This window comes from Streptomyces sp. NPDC029041 (assembly GCF_040637515.1).
In the GTDB taxonomy this organism is placed as follows: Bacteria; Actinomycetota; Actinomycetes; order Streptomycetales; family Streptomycetaceae; genus Streptomyces.
The window spans coordinates 281,637-308,435 of record NZ_JBEZWO010000005.1 but is presented as its reverse complement, the minus strand read 5'-3'; the positions used below and the strand labels follow the sequence as shown (position 1 = coordinate 308,435).

At 73.1% G+C, this 26,799-nt stretch carries 26 protein-coding genes and 1 pseudogene; 11 read left to right on the top strand and 16 right to left on the bottom strand.

Annotation, left to right across the window (positions count from 1 at the left end):
- Nucleotides 1–129 precede the first annotated feature (129 nt).
- On the bottom strand, nt 130–852 hold the full coding sequence (locus AB0F04_RS14770; protein ID WP_362041327.1) for a VOC family protein: 723 nt from the start codon (nt 850–852) through the stop codon (nt 130–132).
- A gap of 122 nt (nt 853–974) precedes the next feature.
- Between AB0F04_RS14770 and AB0F04_RS14765 the strand changes: the two genes are divergently transcribed.
- Nucleotides 975–1,622, top strand: a complete 648-nt coding sequence (locus AB0F04_RS14765) for a TetR family transcriptional regulator (protein WP_167345935.1) — start codon at nt 975–977, stop codon at nt 1,620–1,622.
- A gap of 96 nt (nt 1,623–1,718) precedes the next feature.
- On the opposite strand, the gene AB0F04_RS14760 is transcribed toward AB0F04_RS14765, so the two are convergent.
- A complete protein-coding gene (locus AB0F04_RS14760; RefSeq protein WP_362041325.1) occupies nt 1,719–2,189 on the bottom strand; it encodes a nitroreductase family deazaflavin-dependent oxidoreductase in 471 nt (156 codons plus the stop codon).
- The gene (locus AB0F04_RS14755; protein WP_362041323.1) at nt 2,186–3,385 is read right to left on the bottom strand and encodes an acyl-CoA dehydrogenase family protein; all 1,200 of its coding nucleotides are present in this window, start codon (nt 3,383–3,385) and stop codon (nt 2,186–2,188) included. Before AB0F04_RS14755 ends, AB0F04_RS14760 begins: the two co-directional genes overlap by 4 nt.
- 104 nt (nt 3,386–3,489) lie before the next feature.
- On the opposite strand from AB0F04_RS14755, the gene AB0F04_RS14750 reads away from it, so the two are divergent.
- From AB0F04_RS14750 to AB0F04_RS14740, 3 genes and pseudogenes are all read left to right on the top strand, one after another.
- Nucleotides 3,490–4,659: an acetyl-CoA acetyltransferase gene (locus tag AB0F04_RS14750; protein ID WP_362041321.1), complete on the top strand. Its 1,170-nt coding sequence runs from the start codon at nt 3,490–3,492 to the stop codon at nt 4,657–4,659.
- A 77-nt stretch (nt 4,660–4,736) separates the two neighbouring features.
- A complete protein-coding gene (locus AB0F04_RS14745) occupies nt 4,737–5,408 on the top strand; it encodes a pyridoxal 5'-phosphate synthase (RefSeq protein WP_362041319.1) in 672 nt (223 codons plus the stop codon).
- Between the two features lie 113 nt (nt 5,409–5,521).
- Nucleotides 5,522–6,106, top strand: a pseudogene (locus tag AB0F04_RS14740) (NAD(P)-binding domain-containing protein); the annotation flags it as partial.
- Between the two features lie 9 nt (nt 6,107–6,115).
- Here AB0F04_RS14740 and AB0F04_RS14735 read toward each other — a convergent pair.
- The 5 genes from AB0F04_RS14735 to AB0F04_RS14715 form a co-directional block, all read right to left on the bottom strand.
- Nucleotides 6,116–6,997: a GNAT family N-acetyltransferase gene (locus AB0F04_RS14735; protein ID WP_362041318.1), complete on the bottom strand. Its 882-nt coding sequence runs from the start codon at nt 6,995–6,997 to the stop codon at nt 6,116–6,118.
- Between the two features lie 62 nt (nt 6,998–7,059).
- Nucleotides 7,060–7,272, bottom strand: coding sequence for a DUF4287 domain-containing protein (locus tag AB0F04_RS14730; protein ID WP_362041317.1), 213 nt, complete (start codon nt 7,270–7,272; stop codon nt 7,060–7,062).
- A gap of 119 nt (nt 7,273–7,391) precedes the next feature.
- The gene (locus AB0F04_RS14725; protein WP_362041314.1) at nt 7,392–7,994 is read right to left on the bottom strand and encodes a GNAT family N-acetyltransferase; all 603 of its coding nucleotides are present in this window, start codon (nt 7,992–7,994) and stop codon (nt 7,392–7,394) included.
- A 110-nt stretch (nt 7,995–8,104) separates the two neighbouring features.
- Nucleotides 8,105–8,521, bottom strand: coding sequence for an OB-fold domain-containing protein (locus tag AB0F04_RS14720; protein WP_362041312.1), 417 nt, complete (start codon nt 8,519–8,521; stop codon nt 8,105–8,107).
- Entirely contained in the window at nt 8,518–8,970 is a 453-nt protein-coding gene (locus AB0F04_RS14715; RefSeq protein ID WP_362041310.1) for a DoxX family protein, read from the bottom strand. The genes AB0F04_RS14720 and AB0F04_RS14715 overlap by 4 nt, the downstream gene beginning before the upstream one ends.
- Nucleotides 8,971–9,185: 215 nt before the next feature.
- Here AB0F04_RS14715 and AB0F04_RS14710 point away from each other — a divergent pair, with 215 nt between their 5' ends.
- The 5 genes from AB0F04_RS14710 to AB0F04_RS14690 all read left to right on the top strand — a co-directional run bounded on the left by AB0F04_RS14710 (nt 9,186) and on the right by AB0F04_RS14690 (nt 14,787).
- Nucleotides 9,186–10,391 carry an NAD(P)/FAD-dependent oxidoreductase gene (locus tag AB0F04_RS14710; protein ID WP_362041308.1) on the top strand — a complete coding sequence of 402 codons (1,206 nt, stop codon included), beginning with the start codon at nt 9,186–9,188 and terminating at the stop codon, nt 10,389–10,391.
- Nucleotides 10,392–10,518: 127 nt separating this feature from the next.
- Nucleotides 10,519–12,744, top strand: a complete 2,226-nt coding sequence (locus AB0F04_RS14705; protein ID WP_362041307.1) for an acetate--CoA ligase family protein — start codon at nt 10,519–10,521, stop codon at nt 12,742–12,744.
- Nucleotides 12,744–13,535 carry an enoyl-CoA hydratase-related protein gene (locus AB0F04_RS14700; RefSeq protein ID WP_362041305.1) on the top strand — a complete coding sequence of 264 codons (792 nt, stop codon included), beginning with the start codon at nt 12,744–12,746 and terminating at the stop codon, nt 13,533–13,535. The genes AB0F04_RS14705 and AB0F04_RS14700 overlap by 1 nt, the downstream gene beginning before the upstream one ends.
- Nucleotides 13,536–13,591: 56 nt before the next feature.
- A complete protein-coding gene (locus AB0F04_RS14695; RefSeq protein WP_362041947.1) occupies nt 13,592–14,206 on the top strand; it encodes a flavin reductase family protein in 615 nt (204 codons plus the stop codon).
- Between the two features lie 113 nt (nt 14,207–14,319).
- Nucleotides 14,320–14,787 (top strand): hypothetical protein, encoded by a 468-nt coding sequence (locus AB0F04_RS14690; RefSeq protein WP_362041303.1) that lies wholly within the window; start codon nt 14,320–14,322, stop codon nt 14,785–14,787.
- A 293-nt stretch (nt 14,788–15,080) separates the two neighbouring features.
- Here the strand turns inward: AB0F04_RS14690 and AB0F04_RS14685 are convergent, their stop codons facing one another.
- A complete protein-coding gene (locus AB0F04_RS14685; RefSeq protein ID WP_362041302.1) occupies nt 15,081–16,427 on the bottom strand; it encodes an MFS transporter in 1,347 nt (448 codons plus the stop codon).
- Between the two features lie 84 nt (nt 16,428–16,511).
- Here AB0F04_RS14685 and AB0F04_RS14680 point away from each other — a divergent pair, with 84 nt between their 5' ends.
- Entirely contained in the window at nt 16,512–17,525 is a 1,014-nt protein-coding gene (locus tag AB0F04_RS14680; RefSeq protein WP_362041300.1) for a helix-turn-helix domain-containing protein, read from the top strand.
- 70 nt (nt 17,526–17,595) lie between these two features.
- Here AB0F04_RS14680 and AB0F04_RS14675 read toward each other — a convergent pair whose 3' ends face one another.
- The 3 genes from AB0F04_RS14675 to AB0F04_RS14665 form a co-directional block, all read right to left on the bottom strand.
- Nucleotides 17,596–18,645: a Zn-dependent alcohol dehydrogenase gene (locus tag AB0F04_RS14675; RefSeq protein WP_362041298.1), complete on the bottom strand. Its 1,050-nt coding sequence runs from the start codon at nt 18,643–18,645 to the stop codon at nt 17,596–17,598.
- Nucleotides 18,645–19,793, bottom strand: a complete 1,149-nt coding sequence (locus tag AB0F04_RS14670; RefSeq protein ID WP_362041297.1) for an acyl-CoA dehydrogenase family protein — start codon at nt 19,791–19,793, stop codon at nt 18,645–18,647. The genes AB0F04_RS14675 and AB0F04_RS14670 overlap by 1 nt, the downstream gene beginning before the upstream one ends.
- Before the next feature lie 107 nt (nt 19,794–19,900).
- The gene (locus AB0F04_RS14665; protein ID WP_362041295.1) at nt 19,901–20,815 is read right to left on the bottom strand and encodes an SDR family oxidoreductase; all 915 of its coding nucleotides are present in this window, start codon (nt 20,813–20,815) and stop codon (nt 19,901–19,903) included.
- Nucleotides 20,816–20,919: 104 nt separating this feature from the next.
- Here AB0F04_RS14665 and AB0F04_RS14660 point away from each other — a divergent pair, with 104 nt between their 5' ends.
- Entirely contained in the window at nt 20,920–21,846 is a 927-nt protein-coding gene (locus AB0F04_RS14660) for a cyclase family protein (protein ID WP_362041293.1), read from the top strand.
- 467 nt (nt 21,847–22,313) lie between these two features.
- Here AB0F04_RS14660 and AB0F04_RS14655 read toward each other — a convergent pair whose 3' ends face one another.
- From AB0F04_RS14655 to AB0F04_RS14640, 4 genes are all read right to left on the bottom strand, one after another.
- Nucleotides 22,314–22,793, bottom strand: a complete 480-nt coding sequence (locus AB0F04_RS14655; protein WP_362041945.1) for an ATP-binding protein — start codon at nt 22,791–22,793, stop codon at nt 22,314–22,316.
- 443 nt (nt 22,794–23,236) lie between these two features.
- A complete protein-coding gene (locus tag AB0F04_RS14650; protein WP_362041291.1) occupies nt 23,237–24,127 on the bottom strand; it encodes an acyl-CoA dehydrogenase family protein in 891 nt (296 codons plus the stop codon).
- A 294-nt stretch (nt 24,128–24,421) separates the two neighbouring features.
- Nucleotides 24,422–25,555, bottom strand: coding sequence for an acyl-CoA dehydrogenase family protein (locus AB0F04_RS14645; RefSeq protein ID WP_362041289.1), 1,134 nt, complete (start codon nt 25,553–25,555; stop codon nt 24,422–24,424).
- Entirely contained in the window at nt 25,555–26,751 is a 1,197-nt protein-coding gene (locus tag AB0F04_RS14640; RefSeq protein WP_362041287.1) for an amidohydrolase family protein, read from the bottom strand. The genes AB0F04_RS14645 and AB0F04_RS14640 overlap by 1 nt, the downstream gene beginning before the upstream one ends.
- Nucleotides 26,752–26,799: the final 48 nt, after the last annotated feature.

Genomic DNA, 26,799 nt, shown 5'->3' with positions numbered 1-26,799 from the left:
GTCTCACCACCGCACCGCCATGGCGGCACGCACCCCGATTCTTCCTGGCCGGAGCCCTGGTGGCGAACCCGGTGACAATTGGGATGTCTCGGTATGGAAGTGATCGAACGATGACCAAATGATGCGCACTCAGCGGCGCAGCAGCGCGAAGGAGGCCCCCTGATCGTCCGTGACGACGGCGACCTCTCCGTACGAGGTCTCGAAAGGCGGCGCCTGGACCCGGCCGCCGAGCCGCCGCACGTCCTCCAGAGCGGCCGGTACGTCCTCGACGGCGAAGTGCACGAGGAAGTGGGGCGGCATCCGGTCGGAGAAGACGGTGGTCACGGGGGCCCGGCCGAAGTCGGGCTCGGCCTCCGGCCCGAACAGGGCCTCATGGAAAAGATCGCCGTAGAAGGCGTTGGCCGCCTCGGTGTCCCGGGCGTACAGCTCGACCCAGGCGAAGGTGCCCGGCTCGTGCCGTGCGCCGAAGCCGGGGTGGTCCTCCGGCTGCCACAGGGCGAAGACGGCGCCCTCGGGGTCGGTGACGAGCGCGGTGACGCCCAGCTCGCCGGCCGGCACCGGTGCCGAGACGACCTGCCCGCCCGCGTCCCGGATGCGGCGGGCCAGCGCCGGTGCGTCCGGGGTCGCGAAGTACACCGTCCAGACGCTGGGCAGCCGCCCGTCCACCTTGCGGACCAGGGCGGCCACCGGTTCGCCGTCCTTCAGCGCCTGCGCGAAGGAGCCGAACCAGTCCTCGAAGGTCCACCCGAAGAGTTCACCGTAGAACCGCTTGCCCGCCTCGACGTCCGGGAGCTGCGCGTCCACCCAGCAGGGGACGCCCTCTCCGTACACCGATGCCCTGTTTTCGGCCATGCGGACAACGTAACCGCGACCGCCGCACCCCGCAGACCAGGCACACCAGCCCCTGCACTCCCTTACACCCCATTTGCAGTCGGCCGAATCGCGCCCCGATCACGCCTCGGTAAGCTGACGTCATGACAGGACAAGTGCGTACCGTCGACGGCCGCGTGGCCGGCCGACGTGGGCAGGCGACCCGGCAGAAGCTGCTCGACTGCCTCAGCGAGATGCTCAGCTCCTCCCCGTACCGGGACGTCAAGGTCATCGATGTCGCCCGGAAGGCGGGCACTTCGCCCGCGACCTTCTACCAGTACTTCCCGGACGTCGAGGGCGCCGTCCTGGAGATCGCCGAGCAAATGGCGACCGAGGGCGCCGCGTTGACCGAGCTCCTGGAGGGCCGCTCCTGGGCCGGCAAGGCCGGCTGGCAGACGGCTCAGGAACTCGTCGACGGCTTCCTGGAGTTCTGGCGCAAGAACGACGCCATCCTCCGGGTCGTGGATCTCGGCGCCGCCGAGGGCGACAAGCGTTTCTACAAACTCCGCATGAAGATCCTCAACTCGGTGAACAACTCCCTCGCGGACGCGGTCGCCGAGCTCCAGGCCAAGGGCCGGGTCGACAAGGACGTGAACCCGGCGGCCGTCGCCGGTTCGCTGGTCGCGATGCTCGCGGCCGTCGCCTCCCACCAGAAGGGTTTCTCCTCCTGGGGCGTGAAGCAGGCCGAACTGAAACCGAACCTCGCCTTGTTGGTGCACCTGGGCGTCACCGGCCGGAAGCCGACGAAGTAGCGCGGCGCGAAGGCTTCTTACCCAGCCAAGTCCTGTCTGGCAGGCGGTGGTCCACCCGGGTGGACCACCGCCTGCCGCGCGTTCGCGCCCCGCGTCCTACCTCCGTACGAGCCGGAAGACGCGGATCTCCCGTTCCACCCGCGCCTGGTACGCCGCGTACGGCGGCCAGAACGCCAGCAGCGCCTGCCACGCCGCCGCCCGCTCCTCCCCCGCCAGCAGCGAGGCCGTGACCGGGACGTCCCGGCCCTTGAAGCTGATCTCCGCCTCGGGATGGGCGAGGAGGTTGTGGCTCCAGGCGGGGTGCCCCGGCCGTCCGAAGTTGGACCCGACGAGGATCCATCGGCGCCCGCCGTCCTCCGGCATGCAGGCCAGCGGGGTACGACGGGGCAGACCGCTCCTCGCCCCGGTCGAGGTCAGCACCACGCCGGGCAGCATGTGCGCGCTGAGCAGCACTTTTCCCCGGGTGAGCCGGTGGACGGCCCGGTCGAGGGCGGGTATCACGTGCGGCGCCACCCGCGCGAAGCCCCGGGTCGACGACACCTTCTGCACCATGCGTGCGCCCCTCATGTGCCGGCCTCCTCGAAGACGTGGGCCGCGTCGGCCGCGTGTGCCCGCAGCCGGTGCACCGGCCCGAACAGCAGCTCGTCACCCGCGGCGCGCTTGAAGTACAGGTGGGCCTCGTGCTCCCAGGTGAATCCGATGCCGCCGTGCAGCTGGATCCCCTCGGCGGCGGCCCGGCGCAGCGCTTCGAGCGCCTGGGCGAGAGCGAGAGCGCCGGCCCTCTCCTCGCCGGCCGGGGCGGTGGTTTCAGCCGCGGCCCAGGCCGCGTAGTACGCCGCCGAGCGGGCCGCCTGGACCTGGACGTACGCGTCGGCCAGCCGGTGCTTGACCGCCTGGAAGGAGCCGACCGGCCGCCCGAACTGCTCGCGCTGCCCCACGTATTCGACCGTCCGCTCCAGCACCCGGGCGGCGGCCCCCACGGCCTCGGCGGCGAGGCAGGCGGCGACGGTGCCGCCGAGCCCGGCGAGGGCGGCGACGGCGTCGGAGTCCTCGTCCCCCAGCAACTCGGCTCGTGCGTGACGCAGTTGGACTCTGCCCTGCGGGCGGGTCGCGTCCAGTGCGGTCTGCCGTACGCGGGTGAGGCCGGCGGCGTCCCCGCGCACGAGAAAGAGCAGCATCCGGGAGCGGGCGAATCCCCCGGTGTGCGCGGCGACCACGAGCAACCCGGCGCTGTGCCCGTCGAGGACCTGGTCGGCCTGCCCGTACAGCTGCCAGCCGCCCTCCGCCCGCCGGGCCTGTACGCCGCCGGCCCGCCCCCCGCCGGCCCACTGCCCGCCCCGGTCGTGGCCGGTGAGCGCGAGGGCGGTGGCGAGGGCGGGCCCCGGTACGGCGAGGGCGGCGGTGAGTTCGCCGGAGGCGATGCTCGGCAGGAGCGCGGCGCGCTGGGCGCCGGTGCCGAGGGCGAGCAGCAGCGGGGCGGCGAGGACGGCGGTGGCCGGCAGCGGGGTGGGGGCGAGGACCCGGCCCGTCTCCTCGCAGGCCAGGGCAAGTTCGGTCACGGTGCAGCCGGTGCCGCCGTAGGTCTCGGGGAGGGCCAGTGCGGGCAGGCCGAGGTGGCCGGCGAGGAGGGTCCACAGGGCGGGGTCGTGCCCGGCCGGGGTGTCGACGGCGGCCCGCAGCTCTTCCGGACCGCACCGCTTGCCGAGGAGTTCGCGAAGGGTGCGGCGGATCTCGTGCTGTTCGTCGGTGAAGCGGGCGTCCATGGGGCACCTCTCTCCGCATCTGACGGTTCGTCATATTAGGGCGATGAAACGGGGAAGCCCAGAGCCCTGCCGCGCCGGGCCGCATCTGATGTACCGTCAGATCCATGGTGGCCCGGAGGAAAGTGGCCGTCGTCGGCGTGGCCCTGTCGGACTGCGGCCGGGTGGACGACGCGACCCCGTACGCCCTGCACGCCCAGGCGGCCCGGCGCGCCCTGGCCGACGCGGGCCTGGACCGGTCACTGGTCGACGGCTTCGCCTCGGCCGGCCTCGGCACGCTGGCGCCCGTGGAGGTCGCCGAGTACCTCGGCCTGCGCCCCACCTGGGTCGACTCCACCTCCGTGGGCGGCTCCACCTGGGAGGTCATGGCGGCCCACGCGGCGGACGCGATCACGGCCGGGCACGCCCGCGCGGTGCTGCTCGTCTACGGCTCGACGGCCCGCGCGGACGTCCGGGCGGGCCGCCGCACCGGAACCCTGTCCTTCGGCACGCGCGGCCCCCTGCAGTTCGAAGTTCCCTACGGCCACACCCTGATCGCCAAGTACGCCATGGCGGCCCGCCGTCACATGATCGAGTACGGCACGACGATCGAGCAGCTGGCCCAGGTCGCGGTGCAGGCCCGGGCCAACGCGGCCCTCAACCCCGAGGCGATGTTCCGCACGCCGATCACGGTCGACGAGGTCCTGGCCGGGCCCATGATCGCCGACCCCTTCACCAAGCTGCACTGCTGCGTCCGGTCCGACGGCGGGGCGGCGGTCCTGCTCGTGGCGCAGGAGTACGTACCGGACTGCCGTACGGCGCCGGTGTGGGTACTGGGGAGCGGGGAGTCCGTCTCGCACGCGGCGATGTCCGAGTGGCCGGACTTCACGGTGTCGCCCGCGGCGGTGAGCGGGAGGCTGGCGTTCGAGCGGGCGGGAGTACGGCCGTCGGAGATCGACTTCGCCGAGCTCTACGACGCGTTCACCTACATGACGCTGGTGACGCTGGAGGACCTCGGCTTCTGCGGGAAGGGCGAGGGCGGGGCGTTCGTGGAGAAGGGGCGGCTGCGGGTGGCTGGCGGTGAGCTGCCGGTGAACACCGACGGGGGCGGTCTTTCGGCGCAGCATCCCGGGATGCGGGGGCTGTTCCTGCTGGTGGAGGCGGTGCGGCAGCTGCGCGGGGAGTGCGGGGAGCGGCAGGTGCGGCGAAGCGACGGTGCGCTGCCGCGGCTGGCGGTGGCGTCGGGGACGGGGGGCTGGTTCTGCTCGTCGGGGACGGTGGTGCTGGGGGCGGGGTGAGGGGGCGAGGGTGAGGGGCTGCATGTCCCTCGGCGTGCACGGGCCGGCCCTCGCGGCGAACCGGTGACAATCGAGGCATGGCAACCGATCTTCACGAGCTGCTGAGGTCACTGCGGGTCTGGGACCCGGAGGTCACGGACCTGCCCTCCTTCGAGCCGGACACCGCTCCGGCCACTCCCCTGCCCCTGTTCACGGAGTGGTTCGCGGCGGCGGTGGCGGCCGGCCAGACCGAGCCGCACACCATGTCGCTGGCGACGTCGGACGAGTCGGGGCTGCCCGACGTGCGGATCGTGATGCTGCACGGCGCGGACGCCGACGGCTGGTCCTTCGCGTCCCACACCGGCAGCCGCAAGGGCCGGCACCTCGCCGCCCGCCCGTACGCCGCGCTCGGCTTCTACTGGCCGGTGCTGGGCCGGCAGGTCCGGGTGCGCGGCCCCGTGACGGCGGCTCCGTCCGCGGAGTCCCAGGGCGACCTGCACGCCCGGTCGACGGGCGCCCTGGCGGCGGCGCTGACCGGCAGGCAGAGCGAGGTCCTGCCCTCCCTGGACGATCTGGCCCGGGCCTCGCAGTCGGCGTGGGAACGGGCGTCGCGCGAGCCGGAGGCACCGGTGCCGTCCTGGACGCTGTACCGGCTGCGGGCCGAGGATGTGGAGTTCTTCCAGGGCGACGAGCGACGACGGCACGTCCGGCTCCGCTACCGACGGGGAGAGGACGGGGAAGAGTGGTCGCGGGAGCTGCTGTGGCCGTGAGTACGGCCCTCAACGAGCTAGTACGACAGCGACTTGAGGACCAGGACTCAGGTTCCGGCCGATTGGTCCCGCGGACCGATTCGTGGGACCGGGGCGCAGGCTAGCGTCGCACCATGCGGATAGGACTTCTCGGCACCGGTAACGTCGCCCGCGCCCTGGCCCACGGCTGGAGCGCGGCCGGACACGACGTACTCCTCGGTTCGCGCTAGCCCGGGGAACGAACGGACCTGGGCCTGCCCGTGGCGGGCCTCGACGAGACAGCGGCCCACGCGCAGGCCCTGGTCAACGCCACCCCGGGGAACGTCTCCCTGGACCTGCTCCACTCCATCGGGGCACCCGCCCTGGTCGGCACGCTGCTGATCGACGTCGGGGTCGGCCTCTCCGAGGACTTCACCGAGCTCTCGCACCCCAACAGCAGCCTGGCCGAACAGGTCCAGGAGGCCTTCCCGCGGACTCCCGTCGTCAAGACGCTGTGCACCATGGACTCGACCGCGATGACGGCGCCGGGCGGCCTGGCGGGCCCGAGCACCGTCTTCCTCTCCGGCGACGACCCCGACGCCAAACGGACCACCGGTCGGCTGCTCACCGACCTGGGCTGGCCCCCCTCGTCCCAGCTGGACATCGGCGGCATCACCACGGCCCGCGGCCAGGAACACTTCGCCCTGCTGTTCATGGGCATCGCGACCGGCCTTGGATCCCCCCCCCGTTCACGTGAAGTCGTACACCGCGAAGTCCGCCACCGGGCGGTAGCCGATGCGCTGGTAGAGGCCGTTGCTGGTCGGGTTGGCGAGGTCCGTGAAGAGGAGGACCTCGTCCGCCCCGGCGGCCAGGGCGGCACGGCTGACCTCGGCCGTCGCCGCGCCCGCGTAGCCGTGGCCGCGGAGGTGGGGCGGGGTGTAGACGGTGGTGACACGGACCTGGCCGGCGACCCGGGGGCTCGTGCCGGCCATGGCGACGGGAGTGCCGTCGGGGGTCTCCCAGAAGGTGATGGTGCCGCTGTCGATGCGGGCGTCCGCCCACTCCGCGGAGTCCCGTACAGCGCCCAGGCCGACGGAGTCGGCGAACTCGTCGTGCCAGCGCCAAAGTCGCTCGCGGTCGGACGCCACGGCGATCCTGGGGCGGCCCGGCGGCACGGGTCCGGGTGCGGTCAAGGTGCCGAGCCGGTAGAGCCGCTGGCGCCGGCGCAGGACGGCCGGGGCGCCCGTGTGCCGCTGCCAGGCCTCGGCGAATGCGGCTGCGGTGTCCCGGTCCGCGTTCACGCCGGGCAGGCGTCGGCCGGGGGCTGCCAGGCGCGCGGCGAGGGTGTCGGCGTCCTCGGGGTCGAGGGCCGTGAGGTTCAGCCAGTGCGGCGGGGTGCGGAAGAAAGTCGCCCGGACCGCGCCGTCCCGTTCCAGTACGCCGAACTCCGGTGCCCCGTCTCCGTACACGGTCCGGCCGTTGACCCGCAGTGTCTCGGTGACGGTCAACGGCACGGTGTGCAGCGCCGGCCGGGAGTGGAGGAAGGCGCCCGCGCGGGCGAGAAAGTCGTCGAGATCCGGGGTGAGGTGCCAACTGCCGGTGCTGATCGGGGTGTTCGTGTCGGTTTCCATGGTTCATGGTGCCGTCCGCCCCCAAGCGTGCACCCCTGATTTTTCGGCAGGCCCCCATGGGCTCAGGCGCCGCTGTTCTCGGCCAGTGTGTACGCCACCAGCGCGTTGGCGTGGCCGTGCCCCAGGCCGTGTTCGGCCTTGAGCCAGCCGACGAGCTCCATGTGCCGGGTCAGCGGCGAGGTACGGATCAGCTCCTGCCAGTCGGCGATCGGCCGGCCGTACTTCTTCTCGATGGACGGGAAGTAACTGGCGGGGCCCTTCACGGGTGCGGTCATGACGGCCGGTCCCTTCTCTGCGTGGCGGTCGCGCTGCGGTCGCCGGGTAGGACCGCCGGTGCGGGAGGAACTGATCGCCCATCCGAAGTGACACCCGTCACATCGACTGCCCCGCCCCCTCAGGGATGCGCAGGGTCCGGGTCCGTGGCCAGGCGGGCGTGCAGATGGGCGTCCCGGAAGGCGTCATGCCGGTCCTCCTGGAAGATCGCGCCGCGCAGGGTGCCCTCGTACGGGAACCCGCACCGCTCGGCGATCCGGCACGAGGCGTCGTGACCGACCGCGTGGTCCAGCTCCAACCGGTGCAGACCGAGCTCCGTGAGGGCCCAGCGTGCGGCAAGCAGGAGGGCACGGGTGGCGACGCCCTGGCCGCGGGCCTCCGGGAGCACCCAGTAGCCGACCCGGGCCACCTTCAGGTGGTACTTGATCTCGTTGACGCCGATGTGCCCCAGCGGGGTGTCGCTGCGGGCGTCCGCGACGCGGAACGACACGGACGTCCCCTCCAGGGCGCTCTGCGCCCGCGCGAGCAGCGACTCCCGGGCACTCGCCCGGTCGGTGACCGGCCGCAGCGGGGTGTTCCAGCGCCGGAACTCCGGATCACGCAGCCCGCGCAACCAGACGTCGACATCGGCACCCGCCCCCGCGTCCCAGGGACGCAGGGAAAGGCCGTGGCCGTGCAGATCCGGGTGGGGGCCGGTCAGGGAGTGGTCGCGTATGGGGGCCATGGGTCCCATTGAATCCCCTGGGGCGCGATCCGGGATGTCGTGACGGGAAGAACGCGGTTGCCCCCAGAGGCCCGGGTTCCGGGACGCCGGGCCTCTCGGACACCGGCCGTTCAGCCCCTCGGCACCGGCCGGAACACCGGGATCCCCTCCCGGAACACCACCTCCAGTTCCGCGCCGCCCGACAGTTCCGGCTCCTCACCGGCCCGGTGGCCCTCCGCCCCGACGACCTCCGTCATCATCCGCGGCCCCTCCGCCAGATCGACCACGGCGGCGACGTACGGGACACGGTCCCCGAAGGGCGGCAGGTCGTTGCGGTGGACGACGGACCAGGTGTAGAGGGTGGCGCGGCCGCTCGCCGTCTCCCATGTCACGTCCTCGCTCCAGCAGTGGGGGCAGAACTCGCGCGGGTAGTGGTGGGCCCGGCCGCAGGCCCCGCAGCGGCGGATCAGCAGCCTGCCCCCGGCGGCGGCGTCCCAGTACCTCCGTGTGAAGGCGTCGGGCTCGGGCAGGTCGAAGCGGCCGGTCATCGGAACAGCCCCAGCGCGCTGTCCAGCGACCACGTCTGCCAGGACATCCCGAACAGCCCGACCACCGACATCAGCGCCATCATGGAGTTCTGCCCCTGCTCGGCGACGTCGTGGACCATGAGCGTGAAGTACAGCGCGTTGAGGAGGAACCCGCCGACCAGGGCGACCGGGGTGAGGAAGCCGCTGATCAGGCCCAGTCCGAGTGCGAGTTCCGCGTAGACGACGACGTACGCCATCAGGCGCGGGTGCGGGGCCACGGCCGCCTCGAAGCCCCGACGGACGGCGCTCCAGCGGTGCTCGGCGGCTATGCCCGCGGCCCACGTGATGCCGGTGCCCCGCTGGAACCAGGCCGTGCGGTCCTTGTGCCGCCAGCTCTCCAGCCACCACAGCCCGAGCCCGATCCGCAGCACGGCCAGCCATTCCGCTCCGGTGAGCCAGATCGCGTCCATGCGATCTGACGGTACGTCAGATCAGCGGATGCGCAAGAGTCCCCGCGGCGTCCGGGCCACCCGAAGGCCACGGCCCGGAACGATCACCACCCCGCCACAACCAGGCCCGCAGCGCCACGAGCCTCACCCCCTCCCCCTACAGCCGTGATCAATCCGAAACCAATTCCGGTCTTGACCGAGACCCATCAAGCAGTCCCGTGATTACGCTCGCGCTCATGGCCGACTCCACACCCCCCACACATCCCTCCGCGCAGCCCCCATCCGACCGCCCCGTCTACGTCATCGGCGGCGGCCCCGGCGGGCTCTCCGTGGCGTACGCGCTGCGCGCCCGGGGCGTCCGGGCCGTCGTCCTGGAGAAGTCCGGCCATGTCGGGGCGTCCTGGCGCCGCCACTACGACCGGCTGCACCTGCACACCACGCGCCGCCTCTCGGCCCTGCCCGGACTGCCGATGCCCCGCCGGTTCGGACGCTGGGTGTCCCGGGACGACGTGGTGCGGTACCTGGAGAAGTACGCCGAGCACCACCGCCTGGAGATCGTCACCGGCGTCGAGGTGTCCCGCGTCGAGCGCACCCCCGACGGCACGGGCTGGCTGCTGCACGCCACCGGCGGCCGGGAACTGACCGGCGCGGCGGTGGTCGTCGCCACCGGCTACAACCACACCCCGCGCCTGCCCGACTGGCCCGGCCGCGCCGCCTTCACCGGCGAGTTCCTGCACGCCGGCGAGTACCGCAGCGGAAAGCCCTACGCGGGCCGGGACGTCCTCGTCGTCGGGGTCGGCAACACCGGCGCCGAGATCGCCGTCGACCTGGTGGAGAACGGTGCTTCCCGGGTCCGGCTCGCCGTGCGCACGGTCCCCCACATCGTGCGCCGTTCGACCGCCGGCTGGGCCGCCCAGTACAGCGGCGTCCTCGTCCGCCGGCTGCCGGTCGGCCTGGTCGACCGGATCTCCCGGATACAGGCGAGGGTGGCCGTGCCCGACCTGTCGGCCCACGGACTGCCGCGTCCCGACACGGGGCTGTACACGCGGGTGAAGCAGGGGGCGATCCCGGTGCAGGACGTCGGTCTGATCGACGCGGTGCGCAAGGGCAAGGTCGAGATCGTGGCCGCCGTGGAGGGCTTCGAGGGCGGCGACAAGATCGCCCTGGCCGACGGCAGCCGGATCTCCCCGGACGTGGTGATCGCCGCCACCGGTTACGTCCGCGCCCTGGAGAACCTGGTCGGCCACCTCGGCGTCCTCGACGACCGGGGCAGGCCGGTGGCCCACGGCGCCCGCACCCCGAAGACCGCCCCCGGCCTGTACTTCACCGGCTTCACCAACCCGATCAGCGGCAACCTCCGCGAGCTGGCCCTGGACGCGGTGAAGATCGCGAAGGCCGTCACGCGGAACGGCTCGGGGAGCGTGTCCCGGCTGCCGGGCTGAGAGGCCGGTGTCACTCGGTCGGCAGCTCGGGCAACTTTGCCCGCCCACACCGTTCCTGACGTCGCATCAGTTCAGTAATCTGACAGAGCGTCAGTTAGCGGCTGTCTCACAGGAGCGGGCGGAAACGATGCTTGGATCGACCCACGGCACCCTCACCACCGACTCCCGCCGGGCCCGGGCCATCGCCTGTGGCGAGCGGTCCGGGCCCGTCGTGCACGGCAGGCCGGCCCAGGCGGGCGACCTCGACGTCAGCGGACGGCCGCTGCACGCGGGCGTACCCGACCTGGACCGCTTCTTCCGCCCCCGGTCCGTCGCCGTGATCGGCGCCTCGGACACCGAGGGCCGCCCGAATGCCGGCATCACACGGCAGCTGGCCGACTGGGCGGAGCGGGTCGGCGCCCGGCTGTACCCGGTGCATCCCAGCCGGCCTGCCGTCTTCGGCATCCCCTGCTCCCCTTCCGTCGCCGGTCTGCCCGAGCAGGTCGATCTGGCCGTGGTGCTGGTCGGCGACCCGCTGCCGGTGATCGAGGAACTGGCCGAGGCGAAGGTCCGGTTCGCGGTCGTCTTCGCGTCCGGGTTCGCGGAGACCGGGCCGGAGGGCGAGGCCGCCCAGCGGCGACTGGCCGCCGCCGTGGAGCAGTCCGGGATGCGGCTGCTGGGGCCGAACACCAACCTCAACGCCTTCGAGCGGTTCCGCGACGACCTCGAAGGCCCGGCGATCGCGCTGATCACCCAGTCCGGCCACCAGGGCCGCCCCGTCTTCGCCCTGCAGGAACTCGGCATCCGCCTCTCCCACTGGGCCCCCACCGGCAACGAGGCCGACCTGGACAGCGCCGACTTCCTGTCCTACTTCGCCGAGCAGCCCGAGGTCGGCGCCATCGCCTGCTACCTCGAACGGCTGAAGGACGGCCGTTCCTTCCTGCTCGCCGCCGACCGGGCCGCCCGGCGCGGAGTCCCGGTCGTCGCCGTCAAGGTGGGCCGTACCGAGACCGGCGCCCGCACGGCCGCCTCCCACACCGGCCGGCTGACCGGCGCGGACGCGGTGGTGGACGCGGCGCTGCGCCAGTACGGCGTGATCCGCGTCGACGGGCTCGACGAACTCCAGGACACCGCCGCTCTCCTGGCCCGGGCCCGGCCGCCGCGCGCCGACGGCGTCGTCGTCTACTCCATCTCGGGCGGCACGGGCGCCCACGTCGCCGATCTCGCGACCGGGGCGGGCCTGAGCCTGCCGGTCCTGTCCGAGGCCAAGCAGGCCGAACTGCACCAATGGATCCCCGCGTACCTGTCCGTCGCCAACCCCGTGGACAACGGCGGCCATCCGGTCGGGGACGAACGCGGGCGGAAGATCATCGACGCGATCCTCGACGATCCCGCCGTAGGCGTGCTGATCTGCCCGGTCACCGGGCCGTTCCCGCCGCTCAGCGACCGGCTCGTCCGGGACCTGGTGGACGCGGCCGAGCGGACCGACAAGCTGGTGTGCGTGGTGTGGGGCTCGCCCGTCGGCACCGAGCCCGCCTACCGCGAGGTCCTGCTCGGCTCCTCCCGTGTGGCCACCTTCCGCACGGTCGGCAACTGCCTCACCGCCGTCCGCGCCCACCTGGCCCACCACCGCTTCACGGCCGCCTACCGCTCCCCCTTCGACGAGGCCCCGCGCAGCCTCTCGCCGTCCTACCGCAAGGCGCAGGCGCTGATCCAGCCCGGCCGGCAGCTGAGCGAGCACGCGGCGAAGCAGCTGCTGCGGGCGTACGGCATCCGCGTACCGCGCGAGCAGCTGGTGACCAGTGCGGCGGCGGCCGTGCGCGCGGCCGGGCTGGTGGGCTACCCGGTGGTGATGAAGGCCTCCGGCGCCCGCATCGCCCACAAGACGGAGCTGGGCCTGGTGAAGATCGGGCTGACCTCGGCCAGCCAGGTCCGCGACGCCTACCGGGAGCTGACCGACATCGCCCGCTACGAGGACGTCGCCCTGGACGGCGTCCTGGTGTGCCAGATGGTCGAGCAGGGCGTGGAGATGGTCGTCGGCGTCGCCCACGACGACCTGTTCGGCCCGACCGTGACCGTCGGACTCGGCGGTGTCCTCGTCGAGGTGCTGCGCGACACCGCCGTCGGGGTGCCGCCCTTCGGGGAGGAGCAGGCGCGGGACATGCTCGCCGGGCTGCGTGGGCGGGCGCTGCTGGACGGGGTCCGGGGGCGGCCGCCGGCGGATCTGGACGCGCTGGTCGAGGTGGTCCTGCGGGTGCAGCGCATGGCCCTGGAACTCGGCGATCAGCTGGCGGAACTCGAGATCAACCCGCTGATGGTGCTGCCGCACGGGCAGGGCGCCGTGGCGCTGGACGCGCTGGCGGTGTGCCGCTGATGACGGAGCCCGCACTGGTGCACTCGACCGCCGGCCACGTCCTCTCGCTCACCCTCAACCGGCCCGGGAGCCTCAACGCCCTCACGCCCGCCCAGCGGGAGGACATCATCCGGCTGCTGGCGGAGGCCTCGGCCACGGCGGAGGTGCGGGCGGTCGTGATCACGGGGGCGGGGCGCGGTTTCTGCTCCGGAGCGGACCTCCGGGGCTCGGGCGCACCCGGCGAACGTCTCGCGGGCGATGTCGCACGCATGCTGCGCACCGGTGCCCAGCGTCTTGTCGCCGCCGTGCTCGACTGCGAGAAGCCGGTGCTCGCGGCGGTGAACGGCACGGCGGCCGGCCTCGGCGCGCACCTCGCGTTCGCCTGCGACCTGGTCATCGCGGCCGAATCCGCCCGCTTCACCGAGGTGTTCGTGCGCCGCGGGCTGGTTCCCGACGGCGGCGGCGCCTATCTGCTGCCGCGGCTCGTCGGCCCGCAGCGGGCGAAGGAGATGATGTTCTTCGGTGACGCGCTCACCGCGCCGGACGCCGAACGCCTCGGGCTCGTCAACCGGGTCGTGCCCGACGAGGAGCTTCAGAAGACGGCGCGTGCCTGGGCCGAGCGCCTCGCCGCAGGCCCGACTCGCGCCCTCGCCCTGACCAAGCAGCTCGTCAACGCCTCCCTCGACACCGACCGCACGGCGGCCTTCGCCGCCGAGGCCGCCGCGCAGGAGATCAACATGACGACGGCGGACGCCCAGGAGGGCGTGCGGAGCTTCGTGGAACGGCGCGGCGCGCAGTTCGGAGGACGCTGACCCTTCCTATCTGACGGCGCGTCAGCTTCAATGGCGGTGTGATGGGACAAGCAGGGATGGCGGAAGCCGCCGTCCGCTACCTCAGGTCGGTCCGCACGGCCGCCCCGGAGCCCGTCGAGGCGCTGCCGCGGCCCGAACTGCGGTGTGTCGGCGCCGACGAGCGGGCCCCGCTCGACCCGGGGGAGTTCCGCAGGGTCCTGGGGAACTTCGCGTCGGGCGTGGCCGTCGTGACGGCACCGCCTGCCACCGCCGGCGACCCTCCCGCCGGCTTCGCGTGCCAGTCCTTCACCTCCCTCTCCCTCGACCCGCCGCTCGTCGCGTTCATGGTCGGCCGTACGTCGACGACCTGGCCGCGGATCGCGCGCGCCGGGGTGTTCTGCGTGAACGTCCTGGCGTCCGGTCAGGGCGAGTTGTGCCGCTCGTTCGCGGTGAGCGGCGCGGACAAGTTCGCAGGGGTGGCGTACGACGCGGCCCCGGTGTCCGGCTCGCCCCGCCTGACGGGCGGCGTGGCGTGGATCGACTGCGCGATCCACGCCGTCCACCCGGGCGGCGACCACCTCATCGTGGTCGGCCGGGTGAACGCCCTCGGCGCGGCCGCCGGCCCGGACGGACCGCTCCTGTTCCACCGGGGGCGCTTCGCGCGGCTGACGGCCCCGCAGGGCACGGGGTGACGACCCCGGAGGCGAACAGAGGGCCAGCCGGGTCCGGCTAAGGCTCGGCATTCCCCCGGCGCCGGCTTGTCACCGGTGATCGGGATGCCGACGGCACGGAAAGGAACAGCCGCATGAACGCCGAGGACGGTTCGCAGGAGCCGCCCGAGCACGCCCGCTTCGCCGCCCACCTGGCCGCACTGGAGCAGGTCACCGACGCGGACGAGGAAGGGCTGGTCGCCGGGGTCCTCGCCGACCCGGACCCGGTGATGGCCGGGGCCGCCGTGGTGCGGCATCTCGACCGCCGGGCCGAGGAGTTGTATGCCGCATCCTCCTGGGAGGAGTGGGCGGAGGCGATGGCCCGGGTGGTGGGCGACCGTCCGTTCCTGGTCCGGCGCCTGCGGGAGTGGGCCCTGTTCCGGGCCGTCGCACTCGGGCTGCCCTGGGAGCAGGACGACCTGCTCGCGTCGTCCGACTGGCTCCAGCTGAGGACCGCGGCCGGGTCGAGTCCCGGCGCCCTCGCCGTCCTCACCGAGCGCGGGCGGACGAAGCGGATCCGCGGCACCGCCCGGGCAGGTCTCACGCGGCCGGCCCCCGCCTGAGGACCGCCCGGTTCCTGCTCGCGTCGTCCGACTGGCTCCAGCTGAGGACCGCGGCCGGGTCGAGCCCCGGCGCCCTCGCCGTCCTCGCCGAGCGCGGGCGGACGAAGCGGATCCGCGGCACCGCCCGGGCAGGTCTCACGCGGCCGGCCCCCGCCTGAGGACCGCCCGGTTCCTGCTCGCGTCGTCCGACTGGCTCCAGCTGAGGACCGCGGCCGGGTCGAGCCCCGGCGCCCTCGCCGTCCTCGCCGAGCGCGGGCGGACGAAGCGGATCCGCGGCACCGCCCGGGCAGGTCTCACGCGGCCGGCCCCCGCCTGAGGACCGCCCGGTTCAGGCCACCGCCACCTCGCCCGCCGGCGTCCGCCGGCGTCCGCCGGATCACCAGCGCCATCAACGCCGCCGCCGCGCACAGCGCCCCCGACGCGTACCAGACCACGTCGTACGTGCCGAACGCGTCGCGGGCGACGCCGCCCAGGAAGGCGACGAGGGCCGCCCCGACCTGGTGGGAGGCGAGGACCCAGCCGAAGACGATCGCGCTGTCCTCGCCGTACTGCTCGCGGCACAGCGCGAGGGTGGGCGGGACCGTGGCGACCCAGTCGAGGCCGTAGAAGACGATGAAGAAGACCATCGGGGGGTGGACCGCGGGACCCAGCAGGAGCGGGAGGAACATCAGCGACACGCCCCGCAGCGCGTAGTACACGGCCAGCAGGCGGCGCGGTTCGAATCGGTCCGTGAACCAGCCGGAGGCGATCGTGCCGACGACGTCGAAGACCCCGATGACCGCGAGCAGGGAGGCGGCGGCCTGGACGGGCATGTGCGCGTCGTGCGCCGCGGGGATGAAGTGCGTCTGGATCAGACCGTTGGTGGAGGCGCCGCAGATCGCGAAGGTACCGGCGAGCAGCCAGAACGGGCCCGTGCGCACGGCGGACAGCAGCACGGTCACGGCCCGGCGGGCGGCTCCGCGGACGGGCGGGGGCTTCGGCACGAACTCGGCTGACCCGTACGGCTTCTGCCCCACGTCGGCCGGGTGGTCGTGCAGCAGGAGCCAGACGAACGGCACGACCGCGAGCGCGGCGAGCGCGACCGTCACGGCCGCCGGGCGCCAGTCGTAGCGGTCGATCATCCAGGACAGGAGGGGCAGGAAGATCAGCTGGCCGGAGGCCGAGGCGGCGGTGAGGATGCCGCTGACCAGGCCGCGCCGTGCGGTGAACCAGCGGTTGGTGACGGTCGCCGCGAAGGCCAGCGCCATGGAGCCGGAGCCGAGGCCGACCAGCAGGCCCCAGCACAGCATCAGCTGCCAGGCCGCGGTCATCCACACGGTGAGCCAGGAACCGGCCGCGATCACGGTCAGGGCTACCGCGACGACCCGGCGGATGCCGAAGCGGTCCATCAGGGCAGCGGCGAACGGGGCCGTCAGACCGTACAGCGCGAGATTCACCGAGACGGCGGCGCCGATCGTGCCGCGCGACCAGTCGAACTCGTCGTGCAAAGGGTCGATGAGCAGGCCCGGCACGGAACGGAAGGCGGCGGCACCGATGATCGTCACGAAGGTCACGGCGGCGACGAACCAGGCACGGTGCACGCGCACCCGGGTCGGCTTCGGCGGCTGCCGCACAGCCGCTGCTTCGGTTGTCTGGGTCACGACATAGAGCTTCCGGCCTGCGGCGCTCTCCCTCCAGTGGCCCGAAGGACAGCATTCGTTGGGATCGGGCCATACGATCGGGCCATGCGTCGTGACCCGGAGTTCCGCCCGCACCGCGTCGTCGTCCTCGCCCTGGACGGCCTGCTCCCCTTCGAGCTGGGCATCCCGCACCGCATTTTCGGCCGCCCCCGGGACGCGGAGGGACGCCTGCTGTACGACGTCGTCACCTGCTCCGTCCGGCCGCCGGGCCCGGTGCAGACCGACGCCGACTTCGCCGTCCAGGTGGAGCACGGCCCCGAGGCGCTGGCCACGGCCGACACGGTGATCGTCCCGGCGTCGTACGAACTCGGCCCGGTCTTCGAGCAGGGCGTGCTGACCCGCGAACTGGCCGCCGCCCTGGCCCTGATCCGCCCGGGCACGCGCCTCGCCTCGATCTGCACCGGCGTCTACGTCCTCGCCGCCGCCGGTCTCCTCGACGGCCGGCCCGCCACCACCCACTGGGCCGACGCCGACCGTTTCCAGCGCCTCTTCCCGCACATCGCGGTCGATCCCGACGTGCTGTTCATCGACGACGGCGACGTCCTGACCTCCGCGGGTGTCGCGGCCGGCATCGACCTGTGCCTGCACATGGTGCGCCGGGACCACGGCACGGCGGTCGCGAACGACGTGGCCCGCCGCACGGTCGTGCCGCCGCACCGGGACGGCGGCCAGGCGCAGTACATCCACCGGCCCGTGCCGGACCCGCAGCAGGCGACCACGACCACCGCCCGCGCCTGGGCCCTGGGCCGTCTCCACGAGCCGATCCAGCTGCGCGACATGGCCGCCCAGGAGTCCATGTCGGTGCGCACCTTCACCCGCCGCTTCCGCGAGGAGACCGGCGTCAGCCCCGGCCAGTGGCTCACCCAGCAGCGCGTGGAGCGGGCCCGGCACCTGCTGGAGTCCACCGACCGCTCCGTCGACCGGGTGGCCCGGGACGCGGGCTTCGGCACGGCCCAGTCGATGCGCCAGCACCTCCAGGCGGCCCTGGGGGTCACGCCCACGGCGTACCGGCGGACGTTCCGGGCGGAGAACGACGGGGCCGCGGCGCACAGAAGGTGAGCACCGCCCGCGGCTCTCGAACGGTGAGCACCGCCCGCGGTTCTCGAACGGTGAGCACCGCCCGCCGCTCTCAGAAGGTGAGCACCGCCCGCGCCACCCGCCCGGCCTCCGCGTCCGCCGCCGCCTTGTCGAAGTCCTCGACCGGGTAGGTCCGGGTGACCAGTTCGTCGAGCAGCAGGCGCCCTTGGCGGTACATCTCGGCGTACAGGGCGATGTCGCGCTGCGGGCGTGAGGAGCCGTAGCGGCAGCCCAGGATGGACTTGTCGAGGTACATCGAGGAGACGCGGAAGGACGCCTCGGCCGTGGCGGGCGGGACCCCGAGGAGGATCGCCTGGCCGTGCCGGTCCAGCGCGTCGATCGCCTGCCGGATCAGCTCCACACGGCCGACGCACTCGAAGGCGTGGTCCACGCCCGTGGGCAGGAGGTCGCGCACGCCCTCGGCCGAGGGGAGGAAGTCGGTCGCGCCGAACCTGCGCGCCGCCTCCTCCTTCCCCGGGTTGGCGTCGACGGCGACGATCCGCCCGGCGCCCGCGATGCGCGCCCCCTGGAGCACGTTCAGGCCGATGCCGCCCGTCCCGATGACCAGGACGCTGTCGCCGCGGTCGACCCGCGCCCGGTTGAGTACGGCGCCGACCCCCGTCAGCACCCCGCACCCGATGAGCGCCGCCGACGCGGGCGGGACGTCCTCGGGGATACGGACCGCCTGCACGGCTTTGACGACCGTGCGCTCGGCGAAGGCCGAGTTGGACGCGAACTGGTGCACCGGCGAGCCTCCGTGGCGGAACGGCCGGCCCGGGCGTCCGATGGCCCGCCGGCACATGGTCGGCCGCCCCCGGTCGCAGTCCGCGCACGTACCGCAGTTCGCCAGGGTGGACAGCGCCACCTGGTCCCCGGGCGCGACATGGGTGACGCCCCCGCCCACCGCCTCCACGATCCCGGCCCCCTCATGGCCCAGCACCACGGGAAGGGGGAAGGGGATGGTCCCGTCCACCACCGACAGGTCGCTGTGGCACAGCCCGGCCGCCGAGATCGCCACCCGCACCTCACCCGGCCCGGGCTCGCGCACCTGAAGGTCCGTCACGACCCGGACCTGCTTCCCGTCGAAGATCACGCCTCGCATCACACGGCCCCCTTGGGCTCCCTGGGCAGGCCGAGCACGCGCTCGGCGATGATCGTGCGCTGGATCTGGTCCGAGCCGCCGTAGATCGTGTCGGCCCGCGAGAAGAGGAACAGGTGCTGGGCGGCGTCCAGTTCGTAGGGCGCCGAGGCCGACCAGTCGGCGGGTCCCACTCCCGCCGCCGCGCCCCGCACCAGCACCGCCAGCTCCCCGAGCCGCTGGTGCCAGCCGGCCCACAGCAGCTTGGCCACGCTCGGGGCGCCGGCGTCACCGGAACCCCCCAGCGTGCGCAGGGCGTGCCAGCGCATCGTGCGCAGTTCGGCCCACTGCCGCACCAGCCGTTCCCGTACGACGGGATCCCGGGCCGCGCCCGACTCCACGGCCGCCCGCACCACCGCGCCCAGTTCCTCGGCGAACCCGATCTGCTGGGCGAGCGTGGACACACCCCTCTCGAAGCCGAGCAGGCTCATGGCGACGCGCCAGCCGTCGCCCGCGCCGCCGACGACCTCCTCCGCGCGGGCGCCGTCGAAGAAGACCTCGTTGAAGTCGCTGGTGCCGGTCATCTGCCGGATGGGGCGGACCTCGATCCGGCCCGGCTGGTCCATGGGGACGAGCAGGAAGGACAGGCCGTGGTGCCGCACCGAGCCGGGTTCGGTCCTGGCCAGCACGAAACACCAGTCCGCCTCGTGCGCGAGCGACGTCCAGATCTTCTGCCCGGTGACCCGGTACGTACGGCCGGCCGGCTCGGGCACCGCCGCGGTCCGGATCCCGGCCAGATCCGATCCGGCGCCGGGTTCGCTGTACCCCTGGCACCAGAGTTCCGCCCCGGCGGCGATCGGCGGCAGGAAGCGCGCCTTCTGCTCGTCGGTGCCGTGGGCGATGAGCGTCGGGCCGAGCAGATTCTCCCCGATGTGCCCGGAGCGCGCAGGCGCCCCCGACCGCGCGTACTCCTCGGCCCAGACGACCTGCCGGGTGAGACCGGCGGTGCGATTGCCGTACCCGGAGGCACCCCACCCGAGCCCGATCCATCCGGCCGCGCCGAGGGTGCGTTCCCAACTGCGGCGGTCAGCGACGCCACTGACGTGCGAGGCCAGCCAGTCACGAGCTTCGCTGCGAAACGCGTCGTCCTCCGGGCTGAAGCCGAAGTCCATCAGGGCTCTCCTCTCGCTGCCGCAGGGGCGGACTCCCCAGGGGCGCGGGGAACTGCGCGACACGCCACAACGCGCCCGCACCCGCCGAACAACCCCAGCCCCCCGAGCTACCGGGCGTTGGGCCGCCGCCCTTCCCCCGCCGCCCTCTCCATCTCCCCCACCCGCTCCAGCATCGGCATCGGATCCACCCCCACCGACCCGGGCAGAAACTCTGCGATCCCCTCCACGGTCCACCCGCCCGAGGCATACGCGGCGCGCAGTTCCCTCGGCTGCGCCCACACCGCGATCTTCGGCCCGGCCACCGTGTACACCTGCCCGGTGATCCCCTCCCGGGAGGCCGCGTCGGACAGCAGGTACACCACGAGCGCGGCGACGTCCTCCGGCTCGCCGATCTCCGCCAGCTCCGTCGGCACCCCCGCCGACATGCGGGTCCGCGCCACCGGCGCCACCGCGTTCGCGGTCACCCCGTACTTGTGCAGGCCCAGCGCGGCGCTGCGCACCAGCGAGATGATCCCGCCCTTCGCGGCGCTGTAGTTGGCCTGGGAGACGGACCCCTGGTGGTTGCCGCTGGTGAAGCCGATCAGCGTCCCGGCCCGCTGTTTCCGCATGACCGCGGACGCCGCCCGGAACACCGTGAACGTGCCCTTCAGGTGCGTCGCGACGACCGGGTCCCACTCCTCCTCGGTCATGTTGAACAGCATCCGCTCGCGCAGGATCCCGGCCACGCAGACCACACCGTCCAGCCGTCCGTACGACGCCAGCGCCACGTCGACGACCCGCTGCCCGCCTGCCATGGTGGAGATGTCGTCGGCGACGGCCACCGCCTCCCCACCCGCCGCCTCGATCTCCTTCACCACGGCCTGGGCGACCTCACTCGCCGGCGAGCCCCCGTCGACCGCGACGCCGTAGTCGTTGACCACGACCTTCGCCCCCTCGGCCGCCGCCGCGAGCGCGACCGCCCGGCCGATGCCCCGCCCGGCACCCGTGACGGCGACGACCTTGCCTGCCAAGAAGTTCCCCACGCCCGGCCCCTTCCCGTCCCACGGTTTCTGACGGACCGTTAGATTGTCGGTTCCCGAATTCTACGACCCGTCAGATACGGGAAGACAAGCCCCGGGGAGGACTCATGTCGCTGCCGGACGCGTTCCACGACATCGCCAAGCGCGTGAACAACTGGGGGCGTTGGGGGGCCGACGACGAGATCGGCACGCTGAACCTGATCACCGACGAGGTCGTCAGGCAGGCCGTGGCGACCGTCCGCACCGGCCGGCGCATCCCCCTCGCCCTGCCCCTGAAGCAGGACGGTGTGCAGACCGGCGTGATCCCCGGCCGCGTCAACCCCCTGCACACGATGGTGCAGATCAACCAGGAGATCTTCGGCCCGGGCACGGTCGCGTGCAGCGACGACGTCGTGACCATGGGCCTCCAGGCGGCCACCCACTGGGACGCGCTGCCCCACGTCTCGCACTCCGGCCGGCTCTACAACGGCCGCCCGGCCGACAGCATCACCCCGCACGGCGGTGCCGGGTTCAGCGGCATCGGCACGGTCCGGCACGTGGTCTCACGCGGCGTGCTGCTGGACGTCGCCCGGGCCCGGGGCGCGGACCGGCTCGACGGCGGGTACGCCGTCACGCCCGAGGACCTGGACGCCGCCGAGGAGCTGGCCGGCACGCGGGTGGGGGCCGGCGACATCGTGCTGGTGCGGACCGGGCAGATGCGGACCTGCCTGGCCGGGGACCGGCACGGCTACGCGTATCCCTCGCCGGGACTGTCGATCCGTACGCCGGAGTGGTTCCACGCGCGCGATGTCGCGGCCGTCGCCAACGACACCCTGACCTTCGAGGTGTTCCCGCCGGAGGTGGCGGATCTGTGGCTGCCGGTGCACGCGCTCCACCTCGTGGAGATGGGCATGCCGCAGGGCCAGAACTGGAATCTCGAAACGTTGTCCACAGCCTGTGGAGAAGAGGGCCGGTACGCGTTCCTGCTGACGGCCACCCCCGAGCCGTTCACCGGGGCGACCGGCTCACCGGTGGCACCCGTCGCCGTCCTGTAGGCCGGTCCGCCGGCCGGCCGGCGGACCACAGGGCCGTCGCCGCTCCGGGCCGCCATCCGCCCCAGCTGGATGGCGGCGCCGCGCTGCTCGCCCCGAGCACGGCAGCGCGCGCCGCCACCCGACTCCGGCGCTCCCGCCCCGGCTCCCCGCCCCTGAAGGAAGCCGACGCCGAATCACGACTCACACTCGCCGAGGGCTGCCGTCCACCGAAGCCCTCGCCGTCCCCTCACGGCGAATCGCTGCCCACAAGCGTGAGCAAGCGATCACGACCCGTCAACACCCGTCCGGCGTTTTGTCACTCTTGAGGCTTTTGCCGTAGGCGCGCACGGAAGCACGTCCCGGCGCACCGCCGCATGGCCCGGCCGAACCCGCCGGCCCGGTGCATCCGTGCCCCGACCTCGCCGCACACACCCGCGGCATGTGCCGTCGTACACCGCGTCCGGCAGGCGCGGGCGGGGGCTGCGGCCCTACACCGCTTCGTACGCCAGCCCCTCGAAGGCCGCCCCGCCGCCGTACGCCACCGCGCCGCCCCCGCACGACGTCGCGGCGTCGCCGGACTTCGCACACCGGTCCAGTTCGCACCAGATGCGCTTGCCGGTGGCCTCGACGCTCCAGCCCCAGCGGTCGGCGAGGCCGTCCACGAGGGCCAGGCCCCGGCCGCCGGTCGCGTCGTCACCGGCGCACCGGGGCACCGGGGCCCGGCCGCTGCGGTCCGCGACCTCGAGCCGGACCGTGGCCTCCTCCGTCACCACGGGGGGCAGGGACAGCCGCAGGACGGCGGGACGTCCGGTGTGCACCACGGCGTTGGTGACCAGTTCGGAGACGAGCAGGATCAACGTCTCGGCGAGGGGTTCGTCGGCCTGTATCCCGGACCCGGCCAGGCGGGAGCGGGCCCACCGCCGGGCTCGCCCCACTTCTGCGGGGTCGGGCCGGATCTCCAGCTGCACTTGAAGCACCTGCACCGCTCACACCATCCGAACCGGCGGACACTTAGGCTCGCGCCTCACGAGGGCCACGATCGTAGCCATTTTCTGCATGGCCAGAACAACGGCCGGGACAGGGATCACGGAACGTGAATCCCTTGTGGGACAGCATGGTTGACGTACAGTCACGTCAACAAGCGCTTCGGGCATATTCCAGCGCGAAGGAGTACCCGTGCGGCATACTGTGCGACGCCCGTCGCGGGCAGTCGAACAGGCGGCGCCACGGGGTCGCACTGCGCTCGGAGCCACTCGCATCTCACACAAGGTACCGGAGTGGGCAATCGACTCCGGGCCGTAACGAGTCACACTGAGGACACAAGCCGGTATCAACGCTCCGTGATTCCGGTGTGCCACGATCCGCGACATCTCCGGAGGCGTGCGGGGCGACACCGCAGCCAGACGGCCCGTCAGACCGTCTCGGACGTCAGAGCCGCCGCGAGCATCTCCTCACTATCCGTCACACCGCCCGCACGCTGGGTTCGAACCCATGCGCGTTTCAGATGCAGGTGGACCTCGGACTCCCAGGTGAAGCCCATGCCGCCGTGCACCTGGAGACAGTCGCGGGCGCCGCGCACGGCGGCCTCGTCGGCGAGGAGCCGGGCCGCGGCGATGTCGGCGGGGTCGGCGGTGACGGCGGCCGCGTACACAGCGGCACGGGCCGTCTCCGCCCGGACCAGGATCCCCGCGCACAGATGTGCCACCGCCTGGAAGGCGCCGACGGGGCGGCCGAACTGTTCGCGCGCCCGGGCGTGTTGCGCCGCGAGTTCGCCGACGCGGACGGCCGTGCCGAGTTGCTCGGCGGCGGAGAGCAGGATCGCGACGGGGTCGGGCGCGGGCGGCCCGGCGGGTACGCGGTGCAGGGGCGTGAGCGGATCCAGCGAGCGCAGGGGCACGGCCCCGGCGGCGTCCCCGCGCACGACGTCCGCCTCCGCCAGCCACTCCACGAGTCCGCCGTCCACGGCCGCGACCACCGTCTCCCCGGTGGCGGCGCCCGGTACGGACCCGGCCGCGAGGTGGGTGGCGACGAGCGGCCCGGGCAGCAGCACCCGCCCGGCCTCCTCGAACACCAACACGGCCTCCGGCAGCCCGAGTCCGACCCCACCCTCCGCCTCCGGCAGCCGCAGGGCGAAGAGCCCGAGCTCCCCGAGGCCCTGCCACAGCCCCCGATCGAGCCGCGCTTCGCCCTCGGGAGCCGCAGAGGCTTCCGGCCCCTCACCGCCCGTACCGCCACCATCCGCCCCTGACCGCCCCGCGCCCCGACCGCCACCGCCCTCGGAACGCCCCGCCCCTTCAGTCACCGCGCGGCCGTCGACCACCGCTGAACACTTCGCGCCCGCAGCGCCACGACCCTCGGAACGCACCGCCCTTCGAGTCCCCGAACCGGCATCGACCGCCGCTGAACGGCCGACGCCCGAACCGCCGCCGGCGCCCTCGGCACACCCCGCCCTCTCACCTCCGGCACCGGCGCTCCGAACTCCCGCACCCGCCACCGCAGCCCGCAACGCGTCCCCGTCGAAGCGCCGGGCCAGGGCCTCGCGCACGGCCTCCCGCAGAGCCCGTTGGTCGTCGGTCGGACGGAACCGCACGGCACCTCACCGTCCCTTCGGCAGGCCGAGGATGCGCTCGGCGATGATGTTGTGCTGGATCTGCGAGGTGCCGGCCGCGATGGTGTACGCCAGGGAGGACAGCCGGTCGAGGGTCCACCGCCGGTCCAGATCGAGGCAGTCGGGGCCGAGCACCTCGGCGGCGGCGTCGTAGAGCTCCTGGCGGGCGTGCGAGTAGCGGAGCTTGAAGACCGAGCCGCCGGCGCCCGGCACCCCGCCCGTCGCCTCCGCCGCGCTGACGTTCCACTGCGTGAGCCGCCACAGCGCCCGGAACTCGGCGTGCAGCCTGCCCAGCCTGCGCCTGAGGGCGGGGTCGTCCCAGCGGCCGTTCTTGCGGGCCTCGACGGCCACCTCGGCCAGCACGCGCCGGCAGGCCACGACCTCGCCGGCGAACGCCGTACCGCGTTCGAAGGACAGCGTCACCATGGTCACGCGCCAGCCGTCGTTCTCCTCCCCGACCCGGTTCGCCGCCGGCACCCGCACCTCGTCCAGGAACACCTCGGCGAACTCGGCCGGACCGGCGAGCGTCCTCAGCGGCCGTACGGTGACGCCGGGTGCGTCCATGGGCATCGCCAGCCAGGTGATGCCCCGGTGCCTGGGGGCGTCGGGGTCGGTGCGGACCAACAGCTCGCACCAGTCGGCGACTTCCGCGTGGGACGTCCAGATCTTGGAGCCGGTCACCACGTAGGCGTCGCCGTCGCGCCGTGCGCGGGTGCGCAGGGCCGCGAGGTCGGAGCCCGCCTCCGGTTCGCTGAAGCCCTGGCACCAGACCTCCTCCCCGCGCAGGATCAGCGGCAGCCAGCGCGCCCGCTGGTCCGGGGTGCCCTCCGCGGCGATCGTCGGACCGGCGTGCAGCAGGCCCACGAAGTTGGCGCCCACATAGGGTGCACCGGCCCGCTCGGTCTCCTCCAGGAAGATCAGGCGGACGCTCGGGGTGGCGTCCCAGTGGACGCCGGCGTACCCCGCGTCGTGGAGCCGGCGCTGCCAGCCGAGGTCGTAGGCCCGCCGCCCCGGCCAGTCGCCGGGGGACGGCGGGGGCGGGAGGCCGGGGAGCACCGCCGCGAGCCACTCCCGCAGCCGGGCCCGGAAGGCGGCCTCCTCGGGCGTGTCCGACAGGTCCATCAGCGGTCGAGGTCCAGGTCGAGCATCCGGATGGCGTTGCCCCGCATGAGCTTGTACACCGTCTCGTCGTCGAGGCCCGCGACGTGCTCCAGGGCGACCTCCTTGGTGTGCGGGAAGGTCGAGTCGACGTGCGGGTAGTCGGTCTCGAAGGTGGCGTTGTCGCGGCCGACCACGTCCAGGGACGCCACGCCGTGCTTGTCGCGGAAGAAGCAGCAGTACATCTGCCGGTAGTAGTACGTGGAGGGCGGCTCGGGGACCGTGTCGCGCACGCCGCCCCAGGCCCGGTGCTCCGCCCAGACGTCGTCGGCGCGCTCCAGGGCGTACGGGACCCAGCCCATCTGGCCCTCGGAGTAGGCGAGTTTCAGCCGCGGGAAGCGCACCAGGACCCCGCTGAAGAGGAAGTCCATCATCGAGGCCATGGCGTTGTTGAAGCTGAGGGAGGCCTGGACGGCGGGCGGGGCGTCCGGGGAGGCGGCCGGCATCTGCGAGGACGAGCCGATGTGCATGTTGACGACCGTCCCGGTCTCCTGGCAGACCGCGAAGAACGGGTCCCAGTAGCCGGAGTGGATGGACGGCAGCCCGAGGTGGGTGGGGATCTCGGAGAAGGTCACCGCCTTCACCCCGCGTGCGGCGTTGCGGCGGATCTCCTCGACTGCCAGGCCGACGTCCCACAGCGGGATCAGGCACAGCGGGATGAGCCGCCCGCCGCTGTCGCCGCACCACTCCTCGACCATCCAGTCGTTGTAGGCGCGCACACAGGCGAGGGCGACCTCCTTGTCGTGCGCCTCGGCGAAGGTCTGGCCGCAGAAGCGCGGGAAGCTGGGGAAGCACAGGCTCGCCTCGACATGGTTGAGGTCCATGTCCTTCAGGCGCTCCTTGGGGTCCCAGCAGCCGGGCCGCATCTCCTCGCGGGTGATGCCCTCCAGGGTCATCTCGTCCCGGTCGAAGCCGACGGCGGCGATGTTGCGTTTGTACGGGAACTTCAGGTCCTCGTAGATCCACCAGTCGGTGGGCTGGCCGTCCGGGTCCATGGTGATCCGGTACTTGCCGCCGATGTAGGCGAGTTCACCGATGCCGGCGGTCAGCGCCCTGGGGCCGCGCTCGCGGTACCTGGCCGGCAGCCAGGTGTCGAAGAGGTGGGCGGGCTCGATCACGTGGTCGTCGACGCTGATGATGCGGGGCAGTTCGGTGGCCATGGGTCCCCTCCGCCGGACGGTACTTATCTGATGGCTCGTCAGCTAGCA

Bases quoted from the DNA above. Each gene is read 5' to 3' on its own strand.
- AB0F04_RS14690 (WP_362041303.1), top strand. From the start codon at position 14,320: ATGAACGCCGAGGACGGTTCGCAGGAGCCGCCCGAGCACGCCCGCTTC.
- AB0F04_RS14720 (WP_362041312.1), bottom strand. From the start codon at position 8,521: ATGACCGGCCGCTTCGACCTGCCCGAGCCCGACGCCTTCACACGGAGG.
- AB0F04_RS14760 (WP_362041325.1), bottom strand. From the start codon at position 2,189: ATGAGGGGCGCACGCATGGTGCAGAAGGTGTCGTCGACCCGGGGCTTC.
- AB0F04_RS14695 (WP_362041947.1), top strand. From the start codon at position 13,592: ATGGCGGAAGCCGCCGTCCGCTACCTCAGGTCGGTCCGCACGGCCGCC.
- AB0F04_RS14660 (WP_362041293.1), top strand. From the start codon at position 20,920: ATGTCGCTGCCGGACGCGTTCCACGACATCGCCAAGCGCGTGAACAAC.
- AB0F04_RS14700 (WP_362041305.1), top strand. From the start codon at position 12,744: ATGACGGAGCCCGCACTGGTGCACTCGACCGCCGGCCACGTCCTCTCG.
- AB0F04_RS14770 (WP_362041327.1), bottom strand. From the start codon at position 852: ATGGCCGAAAACAGGGCATCGGTGTACGGAGAGGGCGTCCCCTGCTGG.
- AB0F04_RS14640 (WP_362041287.1), bottom strand. From the start codon at position 26,751: ATGGCCACCGAACTGCCCCGCATCATCAGCGTCGACGACCACGTGATC.
- AB0F04_RS14725 (WP_362041314.1), bottom strand. From the start codon at position 7,994: ATGGCCCCCATACGCGACCACTCCCTGACCGGCCCCCACCCGGATCTG.
- AB0F04_RS14750 (WP_362041321.1), top strand. From the start codon at position 3,490: ATGGTGGCCCGGAGGAAAGTGGCCGTCGTCGGCGTGGCCCTGTCGGAC.
- AB0F04_RS14705 (WP_362041307.1), top strand. From the start codon at position 10,519: ATGCTTGGATCGACCCACGGCACCCTCACCACCGACTCCCGCCGGGCC.
- AB0F04_RS14680 (WP_362041300.1), top strand. From the start codon at position 16,512: ATGCGTCGTGACCCGGAGTTCCGCCCGCACCGCGTCGTCGTCCTCGCC.
- AB0F04_RS14715 (WP_362041310.1), bottom strand. From the start codon at position 8,970: ATGGACGCGATCTGGCTCACCGGAGCGGAATGGCTGGCCGTGCTGCGG.
- AB0F04_RS14745 (WP_362041319.1), top strand. From the start codon at position 4,737: ATGGCAACCGATCTTCACGAGCTGCTGAGGTCACTGCGGGTCTGGGAC.
- AB0F04_RS14670 (WP_362041297.1), bottom strand. From the start codon at position 19,793: ATGGACTTCGGCTTCAGCCCGGAGGACGACGCGTTTCGCAGCGAAGCT.
- AB0F04_RS14675 (WP_362041298.1), bottom strand. From the start codon at position 18,645: ATGCGAGGCGTGATCTTCGACGGGAAGCAGGTCCGGGTCGTGACGGAC.
- AB0F04_RS14710 (WP_362041308.1), top strand. From the start codon at position 9,186: ATGGCCGACTCCACACCCCCCACACATCCCTCCGCGCAGCCCCCATCC.
- AB0F04_RS14645 (WP_362041289.1), bottom strand. From the start codon at position 25,555: ATGGACCTGTCGGACACGCCCGAGGAGGCCGCCTTCCGGGCCCGGCTG.
- AB0F04_RS14755 (WP_362041323.1), bottom strand. From the start codon at position 3,385: ATGGACGCCCGCTTCACCGACGAACAGCACGAGATCCGCCGCACCCTT.
- AB0F04_RS14765 (WP_167345935.1), top strand. From the start codon at position 975: ATGACAGGACAAGTGCGTACCGTCGACGGCCGCGTGGCCGGCCGACGT.
- AB0F04_RS14730 (WP_362041317.1), bottom strand. From the start codon at position 7,272: ATGACCGCACCCGTGAAGGGCCCCGCCAGTTACTTCCCGTCCATCGAG.
- AB0F04_RS14735 (WP_362041318.1), bottom strand. From the start codon at position 6,997: ATGGAAACCGACACGAACACCCCGATCAGCACCGGCAGTTGGCACCTC.